This window comes from Bacillus methanolicus PB1 (assembly GCF_000262755.1).
GTDB classification, from domain to species: Bacteria; Bacillota; Bacilli; order Bacillales; family Cytobacillaceae; genus Bacillus_Z; species Bacillus_Z methanolicus.
Map to the genome: position 1 here is coordinate 719,774 of NZ_AFEU01000003.1, position 16,650 is coordinate 736,423.

General features: G+C 38.5%; 20 protein-coding genes. 2 read left to right on the top strand and 18 right to left on the bottom strand.

Annotation, left to right across the window (positions count from 1 at the left end):
* Position 1: 1 nt before the first annotated feature.
* The 10 genes from resB to PB1_RS13315 form a co-directional block, all read right to left on the bottom strand.
* Entirely contained in the window at positions 2-1,630 is a 1,629-nt protein-coding gene (gene resB / locus PB1_RS13270; RefSeq protein WP_004437487.1) for a cytochrome c biogenesis protein ResB, read from the bottom strand.
* 19 nt (positions 1,631-1,649) lie between these two features.
* The gene (resA, locus tag PB1_RS13275) at positions 1,650-2,174 is read right to left on the bottom strand and encodes a thiol-disulfide oxidoreductase ResA (protein WP_004437490.1); all 525 of its coding nucleotides are present in this window, start codon (positions 2,172-2,174) and stop codon (positions 1,650-1,652) included.
* 184 nt (positions 2,175-2,358) lie between these two features.
* On the bottom strand, positions 2,359-3,078 hold the full coding sequence (rluB, locus tag PB1_RS13280; protein ID WP_004437492.1) for a 23S rRNA pseudouridine(2605) synthase RluB: 720 nt from the start codon (positions 3,076-3,078) through the stop codon (positions 2,359-2,361).
* Between the two features lie 236 nt (positions 3,079-3,314).
* The gene (locus PB1_RS13285; protein ID WP_004437495.1) at positions 3,315-3,848 is read right to left on the bottom strand and encodes a spore maturation protein; all 534 of its coding nucleotides are present in this window, start codon (positions 3,846-3,848) and stop codon (positions 3,315-3,317) included.
* A gap of 5 nt (positions 3,849-3,853) precedes the next feature.
* Positions 3,854-4,441 (bottom strand): nucleoside recognition domain-containing protein, encoded by a 588-nt coding sequence (locus PB1_RS13290; RefSeq protein ID WP_004437498.1) that lies wholly within the window; start codon positions 4,439-4,441, stop codon positions 3,854-3,856.
* Entirely contained in the window at positions 4,434-5,582 is a 1,149-nt protein-coding gene (locus PB1_RS13295; RefSeq protein ID WP_004437502.1) for a D-alanyl-D-alanine carboxypeptidase family protein, read from the bottom strand. Before PB1_RS13295 ends, PB1_RS13290 begins: the two co-directional genes overlap by 8 nt.
* Before the next feature lie 117 nt (positions 5,583-5,699).
* Positions 5,700-6,590: a superoxide dismutase gene (locus PB1_RS13300; RefSeq protein ID WP_004437505.1), complete on the bottom strand. Its 891-nt coding sequence runs from the start codon at positions 6,588-6,590 to the stop codon at positions 5,700-5,702.
* A 138-nt stretch (positions 6,591-6,728) separates the two neighbouring features.
* The gene (locus tag PB1_RS13305; RefSeq protein ID WP_034645649.1) at positions 6,729-7,217 is read right to left on the bottom strand and encodes a YpuI family protein; all 489 of its coding nucleotides are present in this window, start codon (positions 7,215-7,217) and stop codon (positions 6,729-6,731) included.
* Between the two features lie 203 nt (positions 7,218-7,420).
* Positions 7,421-8,005, bottom strand: coding sequence for an SMC-Scp complex subunit ScpB (gene scpB / locus PB1_RS13310; protein WP_004437509.1), 585 nt, complete (start codon positions 8,003-8,005; stop codon positions 7,421-7,423).
* Positions 7,992-8,759 (bottom strand): segregation/condensation protein A, encoded by a 768-nt coding sequence (locus PB1_RS13315; RefSeq protein ID WP_004437511.1) that lies wholly within the window; start codon positions 8,757-8,759, stop codon positions 7,992-7,994. Before PB1_RS13315 ends, scpB begins: the two co-directional genes overlap by 14 nt.
* 200 nt (positions 8,760-8,959) lie before the next feature.
* Between PB1_RS13315 and PB1_RS13320 the strand changes: the two genes are divergently transcribed.
* Together PB1_RS13320 and PB1_RS13325 are read left to right on the top strand one after the other, a co-directional pair.
* Complete coding sequence (locus PB1_RS13320; RefSeq protein ID WP_004437515.1) at positions 8,960-9,055, top strand: YjcZ family sporulation protein; 96 nt, start codon at positions 8,960-8,962, stop codon at positions 9,053-9,055.
* 112 nt (positions 9,056-9,167) lie between these two features.
* Positions 9,168-9,716: a DUF309 domain-containing protein gene (locus PB1_RS13325; RefSeq protein WP_034645652.1), complete on the top strand. Its 549-nt coding sequence runs from the start codon at positions 9,168-9,170 to the stop codon at positions 9,714-9,716.
* A 43-nt stretch (positions 9,717-9,759) separates the two neighbouring features.
* Here the strand turns inward: PB1_RS13325 and PB1_RS13330 are convergent, their stop codons facing one another.
* The 8 genes from PB1_RS13330 to spoIIAA form a co-directional block, all read right to left on the bottom strand.
* Positions 9,760-10,131 (bottom strand): GNAT family N-acetyltransferase, encoded by a 372-nt coding sequence (locus PB1_RS13330; RefSeq protein WP_004437521.1) that lies wholly within the window; start codon positions 10,129-10,131, stop codon positions 9,760-9,762.
* Between the two features lie 386 nt (positions 10,132-10,517).
* A complete protein-coding gene (gene lysA, locus PB1_RS13335) occupies positions 10,518-11,837 on the bottom strand; it encodes a diaminopimelate decarboxylase (RefSeq protein WP_004437524.1) in 1,320 nt (439 codons plus the stop codon).
* A 411-nt stretch (positions 11,838-12,248) separates the two neighbouring features.
* On the bottom strand, positions 12,249-13,724 hold the full coding sequence (locus tag PB1_RS13340; RefSeq protein ID WP_004437526.1) for a spore germination protein: 1,476 nt from the start codon (positions 13,722-13,724) through the stop codon (positions 12,249-12,251).
* A 63-nt stretch (positions 13,725-13,787) separates the two neighbouring features.
* A complete protein-coding gene (locus PB1_RS13345) occupies positions 13,788-14,210 on the bottom strand; it encodes a stage V sporulation protein AB (protein WP_004437528.1) in 423 nt (140 codons plus the stop codon).
* On the bottom strand, positions 14,200-14,820 hold the full coding sequence (locus PB1_RS13350; RefSeq protein WP_004437531.1) for a stage V sporulation protein AA: 621 nt from the start codon (positions 14,818-14,820) through the stop codon (positions 14,200-14,202). Before PB1_RS13350 ends, PB1_RS13345 begins: the two co-directional genes overlap by 11 nt.
* A gap of 149 nt (positions 14,821-14,969) precedes the next feature.
* Positions 14,970-15,728, bottom strand: a complete 759-nt coding sequence (sigF, locus tag PB1_RS13355) for an RNA polymerase sporulation sigma factor SigF (protein WP_004437534.1) — start codon at positions 15,726-15,728, stop codon at positions 14,970-14,972.
* A 12-nt stretch (positions 15,729-15,740) separates the two neighbouring features.
* Positions 15,741-16,181, bottom strand: a complete 441-nt coding sequence (gene spoIIAB, locus PB1_RS13360; RefSeq protein ID WP_004437536.1) for an anti-sigma F factor — start codon at positions 16,179-16,181, stop codon at positions 15,741-15,743.
* 2 nt (positions 16,182-16,183) lie between these two features.
* Complete coding sequence (spoIIAA, locus tag PB1_RS13365) at positions 16,184-16,534, bottom strand: anti-sigma F factor antagonist (protein WP_004437538.1); 351 nt, start codon at positions 16,532-16,534, stop codon at positions 16,184-16,186.
* Between the last annotated feature and the right edge of the window lie 116 nt (positions 16,535-16,650).

Here is a 16,650-nt window from a genome sequence, read left to right on the forward strand (position 1 = left end):
CCTAATTTTTATTATCGGATTGCAGCTGATCTTCCGGTTCCTTTATTCCAGTGTCAGCAAATACCGTTTGTATTTCTCTTTTAAGACCGTGCCAGTTTTTATTTGTATGAGCAGCTGCCCATACTTCATCACCAATTTTTCGAATCCATATCCGGCGGTGGTTCCAGTATGCTCCCTGTACGACGCCTATCATAAAAATAACACCGCCAAGGCTAATTATCCAGAGAGTTAAATCTTTTCGGACCGTTAATCCTGAAACATTTTTTGTTTCAACCCCGCTAAATGCCATTTTATATTCATTATTTCCAAATGGCTCAATCGTTTGTTGAATTGCAACAAAACTGACTTCTCCTTCAAGCTTATCGGGAGTGAACATTTTAAAAACGAAAGCGGGATTGTTGGGAATCCTTGACTTCGTTACAGGCTCATTGTTCTCGTCAAATTCAAAATCAGGAAAATAGCTTAATAGCTCAACGGAATATCCATTTCCAAGATCATATTTAGTTTTAGGGTCATACAAATCAATTATAACTGTTCCGTATTCCTTTTTTGTCTGTTTGTTAATTAACTTAAATGTCATCTTGTTTAATTCATCTAACTTGTAGTCAACTTGATAGACAGCAAATTTTTCAAACTTCAACGGCTTATTTACACGAATTCCATAATCTTTTACTTTTTCAAGTTCAGGCTTTTCCCCCGCCACTGTATTACCCTTTTTCTTGTAAAGGGTAACATTGGATTGATAATTTTTTACAACCATACCGGCCCGGTCGATCGCTTCTTTAAATACTTCATTATCTTTTTCCTTATCATAAACTTCTACCTTAAATTTATCGTTGTATAAATAATACTCTCCGTTCGTTTCAGGGATGACCTTTGTTTCCCCTTCACGGATCCAGAGGACCTCGTCAACATACATGCCGGGGACAAACCGGAGCATAGCGCCAATTAAAAAAATGATTAATCCAACATGATTGACATACGGACCCCAACGGGAAAAACGTCCTTTTTCAGCAAGAATATTACCGTTTTCTTCTCTGATATTGTATCGTCTTTTTTTCAGCCGAGCCTTTACTTTCTCTAAATTTTTATCGTTAACAGCTGAAGCATCCGTAATTCCGAACAACCGCTGACGCTTTAAAAATCCTTCATGTCTTGTAACTCGCTGATTTTTGAGAGCGCGATACAACGGAACTACCCTGTCCAGGCTGCAGATAACGAGTGAAATTCCGATTGAGGCTATTAAAGCAAGATACCACCATGAACTATATAAATTATGGAATCCAAGATCATAATATAATTTTCCAAACCAGCCGTATTGGTCTTTATAGTATTCTGCGGCAGGCATAACCGGTGGAATGTACATTTCCTGTGGCAAAATCGTGCCAAGTGCTGAAGCAATTAAAGTAATAACAATGAGCCAAACCCCGACTTTTACTGATGAAAAAAAATTCCAAACTTTATCGATGATCGATTTATTATAGGTTTGTGACCGCCTTGCGCTTCCCTCATAACGCATATCGACAAGTGTTTTATCATTCTCTTGCTCCTCGAGTACTTTTCCGCAGGCTTCGCATAATACGGTGCCGTGCGGATTTACGTGCCCGCATTCACATTTTACTTGATTCATAATAAAAACTCCCTGTAACTTATGGTTTTATTTGCTCCATAAAATCGTTAACCATTTCTTCGGTTAGTTCCCCTTTGTGATATTTAATGACTTTTCCTTCCTTATCTATCAGGAAAGTTGCCGGAAGCGGATTTATTCTAAATGCAGTTTGGACATCCCCGCTTTCATCGATCACAATCGGAAAATCCAACTTATATTTTTCTGCAAATTTCTTCACAGCAAAATCTGATTCACCTACGTTTACTGCTAATACTTGAACACCCTGTTTTTTGAATTTTTCATATTGATTGTTAATATATGGCATTTCTTTTTCGCACGGTTTACACCACGTCCCCCAAAAATTCAAAAACACGCCTTGTCCCTCATAATCGGAAAGACGGTGTTTTTCCCCGTTTAAATCTGTTAACTCAAAATCGGGCGCTCTTTCACCAATCGCTACTTTTTCAATTTCATCTTTTTTAAAGTTTGCATAAATTGTATAGGCAACAGCAGCCCCTAATACAATTAAAATCAAAGTTCGAATAATCAAACGTTGTTTTTTCATGATACCATTACCCTCCGAATTCTTTTGTGCAAACGCATACGGAAAAGTGTTGCTTGGATAGGCGCGCTAAAGACATAAATCCCTTTTTTGTGACATTCTTCAGATTATTATAACATTAATCATGGTACACACTTTGTTAATAATTAAAATAGAAGTGTGAAAGTTATTTGAACTTTCCTTTCGTTTATTTTTGTGCAAGAGCTCTAAGCTGTTTAACCTCATGGGGAGTCAGTTCCCTTATATCCCCGGCTTTTAAACCTTGGAGCGTCAGAAAACCGTAGCGTTCGCGTTTAAGTTTTAGGACTGAATGTCCGATCGCTTCAAACATTCTGCGCACCTGCCTGTTGCGACCTTCATGTATCGTGATTTCAATAATAGCTGTTTGCTTTCTTTTATCAAGCGATAACAGTTTTGTTTTTGCAGGGGCAGTTTTTCCATCTTCTAGATGAATGCCCTTCTCCAAGCTTTTTAGTTTTTCTTTCGATGGTATTCCCTTCGTCTTTGCGACGTACACTTTTTCGATTTCATTTCGGGGGTGCATGAGGAGGTTGGCGAACTCCCCGTCATTTGTCAAAAGCAATAGTCCTGATGTATCATAATCCAGCCTGCCGACAGGATAGACCCGCTGCTTTATATCCGGAAAAAAATCCGTCACTACTTTTCTTTTTTTATCATCTCTTACACTGGAAAGCACTCCCCTCGGTTTATAAAAAAGAAAATAAACCGGCTCTTCTTTCTCGATTGGTATTTCATTCACTTCTACTTTATCAGAGGGGCTGACCTTTACCCCTAATTCTTTCACCACTTTTCCGTTCACTTTCACTTTTCCTTGAAGAATCAGCTCTTCTGCCTTTCGCCTTGAAGCGACACCTGCATGAGCAATTACTTTTTGAAGCCTTTCCATTTCTGTCACCTCTTTGAATGGTCAGCAAATTTCGTTTTATCCTTATGAATTATGACACAATTTAGCTTGAAATCAAAGTGTTCCCGCTTTTAATGGCAATAAAAAAGGGACTGGCTTAAAATCAAAGGCCAGACCCTTCTATTACAACATATAGACAAACACTAGCAAAACATTCTATCTATTGTCTTTGTCGGAGGAAGTCAGACCCTTATGAGCCATCCCTTTTTCTTGTCTTATTATTTTCCAAAAATAAACGTCACAACGGCAAATGCTGCTGCAAAACCGATGAGGTCAGCCAGCAATCCAACTTTCAAAGCATCGCCCATTTTTTTTATGCCGACCGCGCCAAAATAAACAGTCAAAACATAAAAGGTCGTATCTGTACTTCCCTGTACAACTGCAGCAAGCCTTCCAATAAAAGAATCAGGACCGTATGCTGCAATTAAGTCGCTTGTCATTCCTAACGCCGCGTTCCCGGATATAGGCCGGATGATGGCAAGGGGAACAATTTCAGGCGGAATTCCGATTGCCTTTATTCCCGGCCTGATTAAGTTCATCAGGAATTCAAGTGCTCCGGATGCACGGAAGACCGATATGGCCACGAGCATTCCGACCAAAAACGGAATAATGGATACAGCAATTTTGATCCCTTCTTTCCCGCCTTCTACAAAACTTTCGTAAGTAGGAACTTGCTTGTATGTTCCATAAATTAAGATTGATCCGATGAGCACCGGAATAATCCAGAGCGAAATGACTGATATAATTTCCATCACATTCATCCTTTACGGCTTCGCCGATAATAAAAATAACGGTCAATCAAAACAGCTCCCACTGCAGAACAACATGTTGCAACTAATGTCGGTCCGACGATATCTGTCGGATTCAGAGAATGATAATTCATGCGAATGGCGATCACAGTTGTCGGGATCAAAGTGATACTCGAGGTGTTTATGGCCAAAAAGGTAATCATGGATCGGCTCGCACTGTTTTTACCCCCATTTAATTCTTTTAATTGTTCCATCGCTTTAATGCCCAACGGCGTTGCTGCATTACCAAGTCCGAACATGTTTGCGATCATGTTCGAAAGGATATAACCCATTGCAGGATGATCGGGAGGAACTTCCGGGAATAATCGTTTGACTAGAGGCCGAAAGAGCAAAGACAGTTTAACTAACAGTCCCGAATCTTGGGCAATCCTCATCATGCCTAGCCAAAACACAAGAATGCTTATAAGTCCAATGCAAAGTGTGACAGCTTCCTTTGCTCCCTTAAATATTGCTTCATTGACTTCATTCATAGTTCCATTTATCATGCCAAAGACAATTCCGATTACCATCATAAATACCCAGATATAGTTAACCATTGCTTTTAACACCTATAACTGAAGTGAATATATTGCGGAAAAAATCAAAAAACGATTCATCTTTCTTTTCCGGAATGCGATAATATATTGGCTGGCTTGACACGATTTTTTCATCTAAATATACAATCGCCTTGCCGGCTATGTAAGGGACGCCGCATTCCTTTCCCCATTTTTTATCAGGTTTGATTAATTTATATTCTACTCTTACCTTGTCTTTTTCCTCTTCAGTTACCGGAAACACAACCCGATGATTTAAGTATAAATTATTCTTATAAAATGAATTTCTCACGCCTTTTACAGTACCTTTCGGTAAAATTTCAGCTAATTTATATAAGTTAAACGCCATTTCATACATTTGGATATGGTCATTCCAATCATCCGGCCCATTTAAAGTAACAGCAATCAGATTCATTCCATCCTTTTCGGCGGTTGTAACGAGTGTTCTCTTTGCTCGTTTCGTATAACCTGTTTTTCCCCCTGTACAATACTCATACATCTCCGTTAACAGACGATTTTTATTTCGCCATATCCGATCCCAGCTTTCATCCGGGTTTGGAGCTCGGTAAATCTTTGTCCCGGATATTTCCCGGTATTTGTTGTTCATCATGGCATACCTTGTTAATAATGCCATATCATATGCAGTAGAATAATGATCCTCATGGTCATCAAGCCCGTGCGGATTAGCGAAATGAGTATTTGACATACCAATTTCTTCCGCTTTTTTGTTCATTAAATAGACAAACCCTTCAATGCTTCCTCCAACATGTTCGGCTATTGCTACCGCTGCGTCATTGCCAGATCTCAGCATTAATCCGTACACTAAATCTTCTAATTTAATCTTTTCACCCGGTTTTAAAAAAATCGAAGATCCTTCTGCTCTTACTGCCCGCTCCGAAACTTTAACGGTTTCATCAAGCTTACCTGACTCGATCGCAAGAATGGCAGTCATGATTTTTGTAATACTGGCAATTCTCCTCTTCGTAAAAGCATCTTTCTCATATAAAATCCTGCCAGAATCCTGCTCAACCAAAATGGCCGAGGAAGCACTAACAGAAACAGAAGCTTCAATTTTCTGCGGGATATTTAACCATAGCAAAGACGTTATGAGAAAACAGATTGCTCGTTTCCACTTTCCGATCATTCTATAAACCTCGTCTCTTTAAATTGTTTGTACAAGTCTATGCCTTGTCCAGTTATGAAATGCATAAAAAACGAAAACCCTCTTATAGGTTTTCGTTCATTTTGTAAATTAATATGGTTAAAATGGTCTCCATTTTAATTTTTCAGCTTTATCAAACCGCTCTTCGACATTGCGCCAGTTTACAATTTTCCACCAATTTTCAACATACTCTGCACGTCTGTTTTCATATTGCAAATAATAGGCATGCTCCCAAACATCAAGAACCAACAGTGGAATGGTATCCCATTGGGTTAATAGCATATGAAGCTCGGATTGAAGAATTTCCAAATGCCTCGACCTCGGAGACCAAACAAGAAGTGCCCAGCCAACACCTTCTACTTGTTTCGCAGCTTCAGAAAATTGCTTTTTGAAAGCTTCATAACTTCCAAAATAATTTTCAATTTCCGAGAGCAGTTTTCCTCTGGGCCTTCCACCTCCGTTTGGAGTCATATTATTCCAGAAAACCGTATGCAAGTAATGTCCTGAACCGTGAAAGGCAAGTTCTCTTGACCAGTGTTTTACAAGAGAAAAATCCCCAGATTCTCTTGCTTTTTGCAGCGCCGTTTCAGCTTTGTTCAATCCTTCAACATAAGAGCGGTGGTGTTTATCATGATGAAGTCTCATGATCTCTTCTGAAATATATGGTTCTAAAGCGTTATATTGGTAAGGCAAAGGAGGCAATTGATGTTTTCCGATTGCAACAGACGGTTCGCGGATCCAGTTCGATCCAACCTGCCGCCGTTCAGCAAAATAGCGTTCCATCTCATCGTGCAGCTCTTCAACCTGTAACTGGAGACGAGCAAGTTCTTCCGGTGAAAGCGGGTTGCGAATCCCCTCAATAATTTCTGTGAACGTATCAAGTCTCGACCAGATCTCTTCATCTTTGGCAACTTGTTCTGATTCCAAAAATTCTCTCAATTGATGATTCCATGCAAACACGTTTTTTACATAATCTTCAAAACTGCTCATCCGAATCCCCGCTTTCCTAGTCGTTACTTTTTCATCGTATGAAGCGGGTGAAAAAAACATTCTTTATTCTTTTTTAGAAATGGGCTGACTAAAAAGCAAGGGTCAGACCCTTATGAGTCAGACCCTTTACCAAGTTCGTTATTTCGACTGAATCATTTTTGTCCGATAATCGGTCTCATAATACTCCAGTTCTTCCCGAATTCGCTGAAAATCTCCTTCAAGACCTTTTAGAACTGCGCTTATGCTGTCAGGTACCTCTTTCCGCATTTTAATTGAATTTTTACCGGTATAGGCAGATCGGCTGTCTTCATACCAGACGTCGTTTTTAGGAGAGAAAAATTCTTCAATACATTGATGATAAATCCGATAAAGAATTTTTTCAGCGGCTCCTTTTGAAAAAGGTTCGCTATTGATGATGACCTTGCATGCATCCAAACCTTCTTCGCAATGGACAAGCAATTTACGAAAATGGGAAAGGATGACCTTATAATATTCTGCGTCGCCCGGGAACTCTCTTTCTAATCTTGACAGGGTCGTCTCATTTAGAAACTGCTCCAATTCTGACACCGTTTTTTCCAAAAAGTTCTTTACTTCTTCAACCTGATTTTTAACAATCGTATTCCCCATCTTTGCACCCCCGAATATCAAAGAAAAAAATTGTTGCGGCTGAACGATAAATTCAAGCAAAGAACGCAGTTTGAAACCCCGTTTATTTTCCATTGACCCGAAAACATCGGGGAGAATTGCGATGTCTAAATTTTCATAGGATGAAGCGTCCTTAATAGTTAAATATATTTTATCATAAAATTGCTTCAAATATGTCAGAAAAGTCAAGAATCTATTTCTTGAAACTTTTCAAAAAACAAGTCTGCTTCTCCTTGTGCCAAATTTTCCTCTACATTTTTGGAAAGAGGAGGAAGATCTTCAATGCTTTTTAATCCAAAATAATTTAAAAATTCCTTTGTTGTTCCATATAAAATTGCTCTTCCTGTCCCTTCCGATCTTCCAACTTCTTTGATCAGTGCCTTTGCTGTCAAAGTCTGAATCGGACGCTCTGTTTTCACACCGCGAATTTCTTCAATTTCAGCTCTGGTAATTGGCTGTTTATATGCGATGATTGCCAAAGTTTCTAGTGCTGCCTGAGAAAGATAGGCACTGCCTTTTGATTCCACAAGCTTTTTTAAATAAACCGCATTTTCTTTTTTCGTTACTAGCTGATAGGTTCCTGCCAGCGGTACAAGCATAATTCCTCTTGAGTTATTTTCCTCATATTCCTTCTTCAATTCATTAAGAATTCCTTGAGCTTTCTGTTCCTCTACTTCAAGAGCATCTGCAATTTGCTTTAAAGAAAGCCCTTCATCCCCTGCGGCAAATAAAAGGCTTTCAACAATTCCTTTCCAATTAATGTTTTCCAACCGTTTCTACTCCTTCCATTGAAAAAACAAAAATCTCTGCAAAATTTTGCTCCTGTTCCACATTTATTTCATTCCGTTTTATTAATTCAAGAATAGCCAAAAATGTTACGACGATATGCTCCTTTTCCAGGGAAGGGAACAGGTCAAAAAAACTTTTTCGCCCTTTGAAATGGTGTAAATCCTCCATGATTTCTGCCATCCTTTTTTCAATGGAAATTTCCTGCTTGGAAATTTTCGTTGCCAGAGGTTTTTGGATTTTTTTTCTTCGCAAAAGTTTTTGAAAGGCACTACCCAGATCGTAAATAGTGACATTAAGATCCAGTTTTTCGTTAGCCGCTTCTTTTATATACTCCGATAAATCGCTTGGAGCTTTTGTAAACATCAGGCCCCGCTCTGTCTCAAGTTCCTTTAACGATTTTGCCGCCTCTTTATATTTTTGATATTCGATCAGTTTCTCTACAAGTTCATCCCTTGGATCTTCTTCCATGCTCATTTCAAAATTGTCACCAAACTGTTCCTCTTCATGTTTTGGGAGAAGCATTTTACTTTTGATCGCAAGCAGAGTGGCAGCCATAACTAAATATTCGCTGGCAATATCAAGCTCGAGTTCCTTCATCGTATGTATGTACAAAAGATACTGTTCTGTTATATCTGCTACCGGAATATCATAAATATCAATTTCAAGCCGATTAATGAGATGAAGGAGCAAATCAAGCGGTCCTTCAAAAGCATCAATCTTTACTTTATATTGCATAAATTACCCACCAAAATCGTAATTTGCAGCAAACAGCTGCGGCTATTATTAGTATAGAGGATAGGCTAATGTTGTCCAATAGAAATTTGATCTATAAATCGCTCTCTCGTGATTTTTTCATCCATCCGCCCATACAAATTATCCATGACAAACATATGATGTCACTGAATAAAGAAATAGACCCAACAGGAGGTATATCTATGTCTGATGGAAAAGGCTACGGCTTTAGAAATGGTTTTGCATTAATCGTTGTTTTGTTTATTCTGCTAATTATTGTCGGTGCTTCTTGGTTTTAAATAGATAAGCGGAAGCGAACAAAAAATGTCCGGGCAAATCCGGGCATTTTCTTTTTCATTCCCGGATTGGAATGTGTTAAACTTATATGTACCTTTGCAAGGGAGTGAATATATGTATTCAAAAGAGTATATTCAATTTCTTACTCATTTTCATGGAGATCGAGACTATTTTGAATGCCATGAAATATTAGAGGGATATTGGAAAAAAGTTACAAAAGGGGATAAAGGCTCCGTTTGGGTTGGATTGATTTTAATGGCAGTAGCCAATTATCATCATAGACGCAATAATTTCAGCGGAGCCTGTCGGACGCTTGAAAAATCCTTAAAAATCTTTAAAAAAAAGAAAAATGAATTGTCTCAGCTTGGCATTGATTCCGGCAAACTTATAACAATTCTTTCAAAGCACTTAGAAAACATTAAATCCAAAAAAACGTACAGAAGCTATAATCTTCCTATAGTCGATGAATTATTACAGGCCGCCTGTGTTAAAGAGTGCAATAGAAAAGGTTTTATCTGGTGCAAGAGCAGTGATTTAACGAATGAATTTCTTATAAACAGACATTTGTTAAGAGACAGGAGTTCGGTCATAAAAGAACGGGAAATCGCCAAGCTAAATCGACAAAAAAAAGAGGCTGAGGGTCAGACACCTCCAAACAACTAATTAACCATTCCTTATATGTTCATTGCCAGAGAAAGCCAGACCCTTATGAGCCATCCTCATTCTGAAGACTAATATCACATTTATGCATGAAAGATGCTGTATATTCATTTGGTATCAATTCTTTTTCTGGGTAAAAGTCTTTTAATGCCTTTACCATACTTTTGCCGATTCCTTGATGACGGTGTGAAGGGTTTACGGATATATGGTGTATTTCGACTTCATAATCATTAACCACGAGTACACCTATAAGTCCGATAATATCTTCCCCTTCCTTCCACAGAAACAACTGGCGGCCTTTATCGTTTTCATACTGCTTCATCGTTTGCTGAAGTTTCTTCAAATCCTTCTCATTAGGCATAAAGGATAAAAGGCCCATTGCTATTTTTTCAAATGCTTTCTTATAACGTATTAACATAATGACCCCTCATTAATGAATTCGAACTTTTGTTCGACCGTATTTAAAATTGTATTTCATTTGTTCAACTTTGACATTTATTATATGTTGGATTTTGTTATGATGTGTCTTGTAATTGTCCTTATCATACAAAAATAATGTCATTTCTTCAATTTTTTATCAAGTTTATTTTATATCATTGTGATGGCGCAAGGAAGAACCAGTAGTAACAACCCCATATTAAAGATAAGGCAAGAATAAAAGAAAACAATAACCAATTGCTTTTTTTCATAAACGAAACGCTTCCTCCCAGCCTGTAATGATACATAAGCTGTCCATTATTCTACACTAAAATGCAATAATAATCCATCTTTCAGTAAGAAATTAAGCTGCCGAGAACCGGCAGCTCAATTTCTTACTTTTTCTTTTAAGGGCAGATCATAGCGGACAAGATCCTCAAATGTTTCACGTCTCACAACAAGCCTTGATTCCCCGTTCTCAACAAATACTACGGCCGGCCTTGGAATCCGGTTATAGTTATTTGCCATTGAATAACCATATGCTCCGGTACAGAAGACAGCAAGTATATCTTGACTATCCGCTTTAGGAAGAGGCAAATCCCAAATAAGCATATCTCCGGATTCACAACACTTGCCGGCGATAGAAACAGTTTCCTCCTGTTTCGCAAGTGGTTTATTTGCCAATACCGCTTCATATTTAGCCTGGTATAAGGCGGGACGAATATTATCACTCATACCTCCGTCTACAGCCAAATAATTCCGGACGTGAGGGACATCTTTTCTTGAACCGATCTCATATAAAGTTGTTCCAGCGTCGCCAACGAGTGAACGTCCCGGTTCAATCCAAATCTCCGGCATATTCATGGAACAGGCAGAAACTTGTTTCTTTACTTCCGCAATAATTTCTTTTACATATTGTGAGGCCGGAATCGGATCATCTTCTTCTGTATAGCGGATACCAAATCCGCCACCTAGATTTAATACTTTTGGCTCATATGACAGCCTTTCCTTCCAGTCCTTTAATTTTTCATAGATCTTTTTTGCTGCCAAAACAAATCCGGTAGTCTCAAAAATTTGTGAACCAATATGGCAATGAACCCCTAAAACATCCATAAAGTGTGAATTTAATGCAATTTGAAGTGCATTTTCAGCCTGGCCGTTTTGAAGGTCAAACCCAAATTTAGAGTCCTCCTGTCCCGTTAAAATATAGTCATGCGTATGAGCCTCAATACCGGGCGTCACTCTTAATAGTATGTTTGTCTTTCGATTCATCTCGGAACAAATGGAATCAATAAGCTCCAGTTCATGGAAATTATCCACAACGATGCAGCCTATTTGGTGCTCCAATGCCATTTCCAGTTCGACCTTGCTTTTATTATTGCCATGAAAATGAATCTTGTTGACAGGGAAACCTGCGGTCAATGCTGTATAAAGTTCTCCGCCTGAGACAACATCCAGTGACAAGCCTTCCTCTTCTGCAAGCTGAATCATTGCTACTGTTGAAAATGCTTTGCTTGCATAAGCAACTTGAGCTTTCACACCCAGCTCATCAAAAGTATTTTTAAATCCTCTTGCCCGCTCGCGAATTAACGCAACGTCGTATACATACAAAGGAGTTCCATACTTTTGTGCAAGTTCGATTGTGTCCACTCCGCCGATTTCAAGATGTCCCTTACCATTTACTTTTGTTGTGCCATGAAAATACATTTCAGCTCCCATTCCCCTTATCTTTCGATATGTCGATTCCCGAATATTAATTTGGAAATTAATTATTAAGAATATAAACAAATAGACAGCATCTTTCAAGTAAAGTATCTTTTTGTTTCTATCCTTTAATAGAGTCTTTAATAAAAACAAACTTACCATAAGAAGAGAAAATTCGCAATTAATACTTTTTTCTATGGAAAAGGGGCGGAGCTACGCTAACAAAGATAGAAATGGCAACTTATCTTTAGCAAGATACTTGTTTAGCTTCGTAAATATTTAGAGCTTGGCTTCGCTCACACCGCCTTATTGTGTTGGTTCTGTTTTATAATGAAAGTTATTTCCATGTTAGGGGTTGGGAGTTTAAAACTTATGCACATTTTCTTTTCAATTATCATCATGCTTCCGCTTTTCTTACGTCGGTTGTCGGTAACGATTTTTTGTATGAATGATGCTTGGACGTATTTTTGACCCGGGAACAGCCCGGCGAAAAAGGATGTGTAAAAACGCCTTTGGATTAAATGGGAGCAATGGCCATAAATAAGGAGTATTTAATGAACGAATATTTGCTAAGAAAAGAATAAAAGCTGTAATTCCAATTATCAGGCCGGGTGCATGAAACATCGCAACTGCAATTAAAAGAAACAGTCTAACCATTTTATTGGCTATACTTAATTCATAGCTTGGTGTTGAAAAGGTTCCAATAGAAGCTACAGAAATATACAAAATCACTTCCGGTACAAAAAGGCCGACATCAATCGCAATCTGACCGATCAAAACAGCGGCAATTAAACCCATAGCCGTTGATAAAGGAGTCGGCGTATGAATGGCGGCAATTCTTAAAAACTCCACTCCAATATCAGCAATGAATAATTGTACAACAACCGGAATGTTGCTATGTTCATTTGGTCCTACATATGCGATCTTTTCAGGAAGCATAGACGGTTCTAATACAAATAATAACCATAATGGGAGCAGGAACAATGATGCGATAACCCCTATAAATCGAATCCATCTTAACATAGTTCCTACCGCAGGGGATTGCCTGTATTCCTCAGCGTGCTGCAAATGATGAAAATACGTCGTAGGAGTAATAATAACACTTGGTGATGTATCAACGAAAATAAGAACGTGTCCTTCCAATAAATGAGTCGCAGCGACGTCCGCTCTCTCTGTATATCTGACAAGTGGATAAGGATTATATCCTTGCTTCAGCAGAAATTCTTCAACGGTTTTATCTGCCATCGTAAGGCCATCTATCTTTATTGCCTGAATTTCTTTGCGTATAATATTTATTAGATCCGGACTTGCAATATCTTTGATGTAACCAATTGCGATGTCTGTTTTTGATCTTTCGCCGATTTTATAGATTTCAAAACGAAGTCTTCCATCTCGGATTCTTCTTCTTGTAAGGGCCGTATTGACAATAATATTTTCAACATATCCATCGCGCGACCCGCGCACAACCTTTTCAGTGTCCGGTTCTTCCGGCTGGCGGCCCGGATAGCTTCGGACATCGATGACAAAACCCGTTTTTTCTCCATCTACAACAACAACGATCAATCCAGAAAGAACCTGAAGGACTAAATCATCAAGAGTTTTTATCGGTTGAACTGATTGATGGACAAGGCGATTTTCAATAATTCTGAAAAGGTTGGTTGACATTTTTTCCTGATCATTGATCGCAACAAGCTCTTCAACAATTTCAATAATAAATTGGGTATCGCAAAGACCGTTCACATAGTAGATATGGACATCTTTTCGTAAGAGTTTCAGTTTCCTGACACCAAGATCAAAACTTTCGCCAAGACCGATATGCTGTTTCATATAATTTTCAATTTGATCAACGGACCCAGGCAACGGCTTTTTAACTTCTTCCCTTTTTGTCATGAAATACATTCCTTTCCAAAATTAGATCAACCGCTTTTCTCATTTTAATCTTGTTTTGCAAAGCTACCGGTCGACAAAATATATCCATTGGAATAAAGACCCGAATACTTTACCGAAAACGATTGCCATCAAGAGAGAAATAATCTTTTCTTGAACCCCCACTCTTTTAGCCAGAATAGGAAATACATTTAATACCTCGGTCAATGCAGCAGCAAGCAAACCAATAAAAATCCCTCCCGCAAGACCAAGCGGAATCAAAAAGAAAGCTGCAAGCGAGAAACAAGGATCTCTTAATGTAGCGAGTGCTCCAGACACGGCGCCAATCACAACCGCCCATTCGTAAAAGCGAATCATATTCATAGTTTTTGAAAGCTGTGTTAGCCTCGGAATAATTCCGAGAACTGTTAAGAACGCTACGAATCCAGCCCCCACTGTTAAACCACCAGCAAAGCCGATAATAATAACAAAAAGACTATTAATAATCATTTAATTTCTTTTGATTTTCTTTATTTTCGTACATAATGACGTATTGATCCAAATTTTGCTGGTAATTAAACATTTCCACTTCTAAAGGGCTTGGTTCTTCATTGATTCGCTTCTTAAATATGTGATTGAAAAAAAGGATCATTCCAAGTCCTAATCCAATTGAATAAGGTATTTGAAATAATAATGGCTTCTTTACTTCTTTGCCGGTTATGATGGAAAAAATCTTCTGATGAACGCTTTGCATGCTGACATCTTCATGAAAATTCATGATCGCCAATGCGGACCCGAAAAATAACAAAAACCAGATTAACGCAAAAAGCGGAACAGATACCCCGCTTTTTTTATAGATCACTTCAATAATTGTTTGTGTCGGTCCTATCGTCTGAACTTCCAAGTTGCCACATTCTTCTTTAATGTATGAGATTACTTTCATCACGTCGATTACAATCATATTTCTGTCTTCTTTTGTGATTTGGTAAATCTGAATTTGTTCCAGCCTGCCGATCAGCGTTTCATCCGCAATAATTTGGGCAATATCTTTTAGAAATACGGATTGTTCCGGATTGGCTTGAATTCGGCTTCTCATGCGAATGTAGATCGTATTTTCCATTACAATCACTTCCCACACATGAATTTCCTCATAAATAGTATTAGTTTCTTGCTTTTTTTCATGAAGGCCAAAAATTGCTCTGTAAGGAAATATTTGATAAATCATGATACATATAAAAATAATGTCAATAAGCAAAAAACCGTATGGAATTAATCTTCCATACGGTCTTTCATTTGCTGAAGGATTTTTTTCTCCAGCCTTGATACTTGCACTTGTGATATGCCGAGTCTTGCTGCTACTTCTGACTGCGTTTGATCTTTATAATACCTTAGGTAAACGATTAGTCTTTCCCGTTCATCCAGTTCGCGGATTGCTTCTCTTAAAGCGATTTTGTCAAACCACGTTCCTTCATCTCCATCATCAATTTGGTCCAATAAGGTGATTGGATCCCCATCGTTTTCATACACAGTTTCATGTATTGAAGCAGGAGTTCGGATCGCTTCCTGGGCAAGGATAATATCCTCCGGCGCGATTTCCAAATAATCGGATAATTCTGTGATTGTCGGAATTCGCCCCAGTCTCTTTGATAGTTCATCCTTTGCTTTACGGATACGGTTTCCTATTTCTTTAAGAGACCTGCTGACCTTGACAGTTCCGTCGTCACGTATAAATCTTTGAATTTCTCCAATGATCATCGGAACTGCGTAAGTAGAAAACTTTACATCATAGGAAAGATCAAATTTATCAACCGACTTGAGCAGGCCAATGCATCCTATTTGAAATAAATCATCGGGTTCATAGCCTCGATTTAAAAACCTTTGCACGACAGACCAAACGAGGCGCGTATTATTTTGAACAATCAAATCCCTGGATGCCTGATCTCCTGCCTGGCTCTTTTTTATTAATTCCTTGACTTCATTGTCTTTAAGGTAGGTTTGACTATTACCGTTTTTGACCTCCACATCCATAAGCAAGACTCCTTAATTGCATAGCATTTTGCTCTTTGATAAAAGCTTTCTCAAACGGATTTCCGTTCCACTGCCAGGCTGCGAATGAACCTCAACCTCATCCATAAAATTTTCCATTATGGTAAATCCCATGCCTGATCTCTCCAATTCAGGCTTTGTCGTGAATAGAGGCTGTCTAGCCTCTTCAATATCCTTAATGCCTACCCCTTCATCCTTTATTGTCATCTCAACAATTCTGTCTTCAATGAACACAGAAATATAAACTATCCCTTTCGGATCATTTTCATACCCATGAATAATCGCATTCGTAACAGCTTCTGAAACAACCGTTTTAATTTCAGTCAATTCATCCATTGTCGGATCAAGCTGGGCGATAAAAGCTGCTACAGCTACTCTCGCAAATGATTCATTTTGACTTAAAGCACTGAATTGCAAATGCATTTCATTTTTCATTGTCAGGCAACCCCCAATCTTTGCAAAGCATATTCTTCCGTCGGCTCCAACCGAATAATTTTAAAAAAGCCGGACATGTCGAATAATCTTTCAATAGATGGGGAAATTGCACAAACAATCATTTCGCCGTGGTTTTGTTTGATTTGTTTATATCTCCCGAGAATGACTCCAAGCCCCGAACTGTCCATAAAGGAGAGGTGCTCCAAGTTTAAGACAATATGACGAATTTGATACTCCTCAATTGCTTTTGCTGCTCGTTCACGAAGATGATCTGCAGTATGGTGGTCAAGCTCTCCGCTTAAGCGAATGCAAAGAACGTCATTCTTCACTTCCATTTCAATGTTAAGACTCACTATACGGCCTCCTTTTCTGGTATCAAGTTTAACTGACCGCGCTTTTTCCCCGTTGTATGAAGAAAAAATTACGGCCATTAACCCGACAGGTTGTTTAACGACTATCATTAGCATAT

Coding starts and splice junctions, on each gene's coding strand:
- PB1_RS13350 (WP_004437531.1), bottom strand. CDS start 14,820: ATGGAAAATACGATCTACATTCGCATGAGAAGCCGAATTCAAGCCAAT.
- PB1_RS13325 (WP_034645652.1), top strand. CDS start 9,168: ATGTATTCAAAAGAGTATATTCAATTTCTTACTCATTTTCATGGAGAT.
- PB1_RS13305 (WP_034645649.1), bottom strand. CDS start 7,217: ATGGGGAATACGATTGTTAAAAATCAGGTTGAAGAAGTAAAGAACTTT.
- PB1_RS13295 (WP_004437502.1), bottom strand. CDS start 5,582: ATGATCGGAAAGTGGAAACGAGCAATCTGTTTTCTCATAACGTCTTTG.
- rluB (WP_004437492.1), bottom strand. CDS start 3,078: ATGGAAAGGCTTCAAAAAGTAATTGCTCATGCAGGTGTCGCTTCAAGG.
- lysA (WP_004437524.1), bottom strand. CDS start 11,837: ATGTATTTTCATGGCACAACAAAAGTAAATGGTAAGGGACATCTTGAA.
- PB1_RS13300 (WP_004437505.1), bottom strand. CDS start 6,590: ATGAGCAGTTTTGAAGATTATGTAAAAAACGTGTTTGCATGGAATCAT.
- sigF (WP_004437534.1), bottom strand. CDS start 15,728: ATGGATGTGGAGGTCAAAAACGGTAATAGTCAAACCTACCTTAAAGAC.
- PB1_RS13285 (WP_004437495.1), bottom strand. CDS start 3,848: ATGGAAATTATATCAGTCATTTCGCTCTGGATTATTCCGGTGCTCATC.
- PB1_RS13345 (WP_004437528.1), bottom strand. CDS start 14,210: ATGATTATTAATAGTCTTTTTGTTATTATTATCGGCTTTGCTGGTGGT.
- PB1_RS13290 (WP_004437498.1), bottom strand. CDS start 4,441: ATGGTTAACTATATCTGGGTATTTATGATGGTAATCGGAATTGTCTTT.
- PB1_RS13340 (WP_004437526.1), bottom strand. CDS start 13,724: ATGACAAAAAGGGAAGAAGTTAAAAAGCCGTTGCCTGGGTCCGTTGAT.
- PB1_RS13315 (WP_004437511.1), bottom strand. CDS start 8,759: ATGCAATATAAAGTAAAGATTGATGCTTTTGAAGGACCGCTTGATTTG.
- PB1_RS13320 (WP_004437515.1), top strand. CDS start 8,960: ATGTCTGATGGAAAAGGCTACGGCTTTAGAAATGGTTTTGCATTAATC.
- resA (WP_004437490.1), bottom strand. CDS start 2,174: ATGAAAAAACAACGTTTGATTATTCGAACTTTGATTTTAATTGTATTA.
- resB (WP_004437487.1), bottom strand. CDS start 1,630: ATGAATCAAGTAAAATGTGAATGCGGGCACGTAAATCCGCACGGCACC.
- spoIIAB (WP_004437536.1), bottom strand. CDS start 16,181: ATGAAAAATGAAATGCATTTGCAATTCAGTGCTTTAAGTCAAAATGAA.
- PB1_RS13330 (WP_004437521.1), bottom strand. CDS start 10,131: ATGTTAATACGTTATAAGAAAGCATTTGAAAAAATAGCAATGGGCCTT.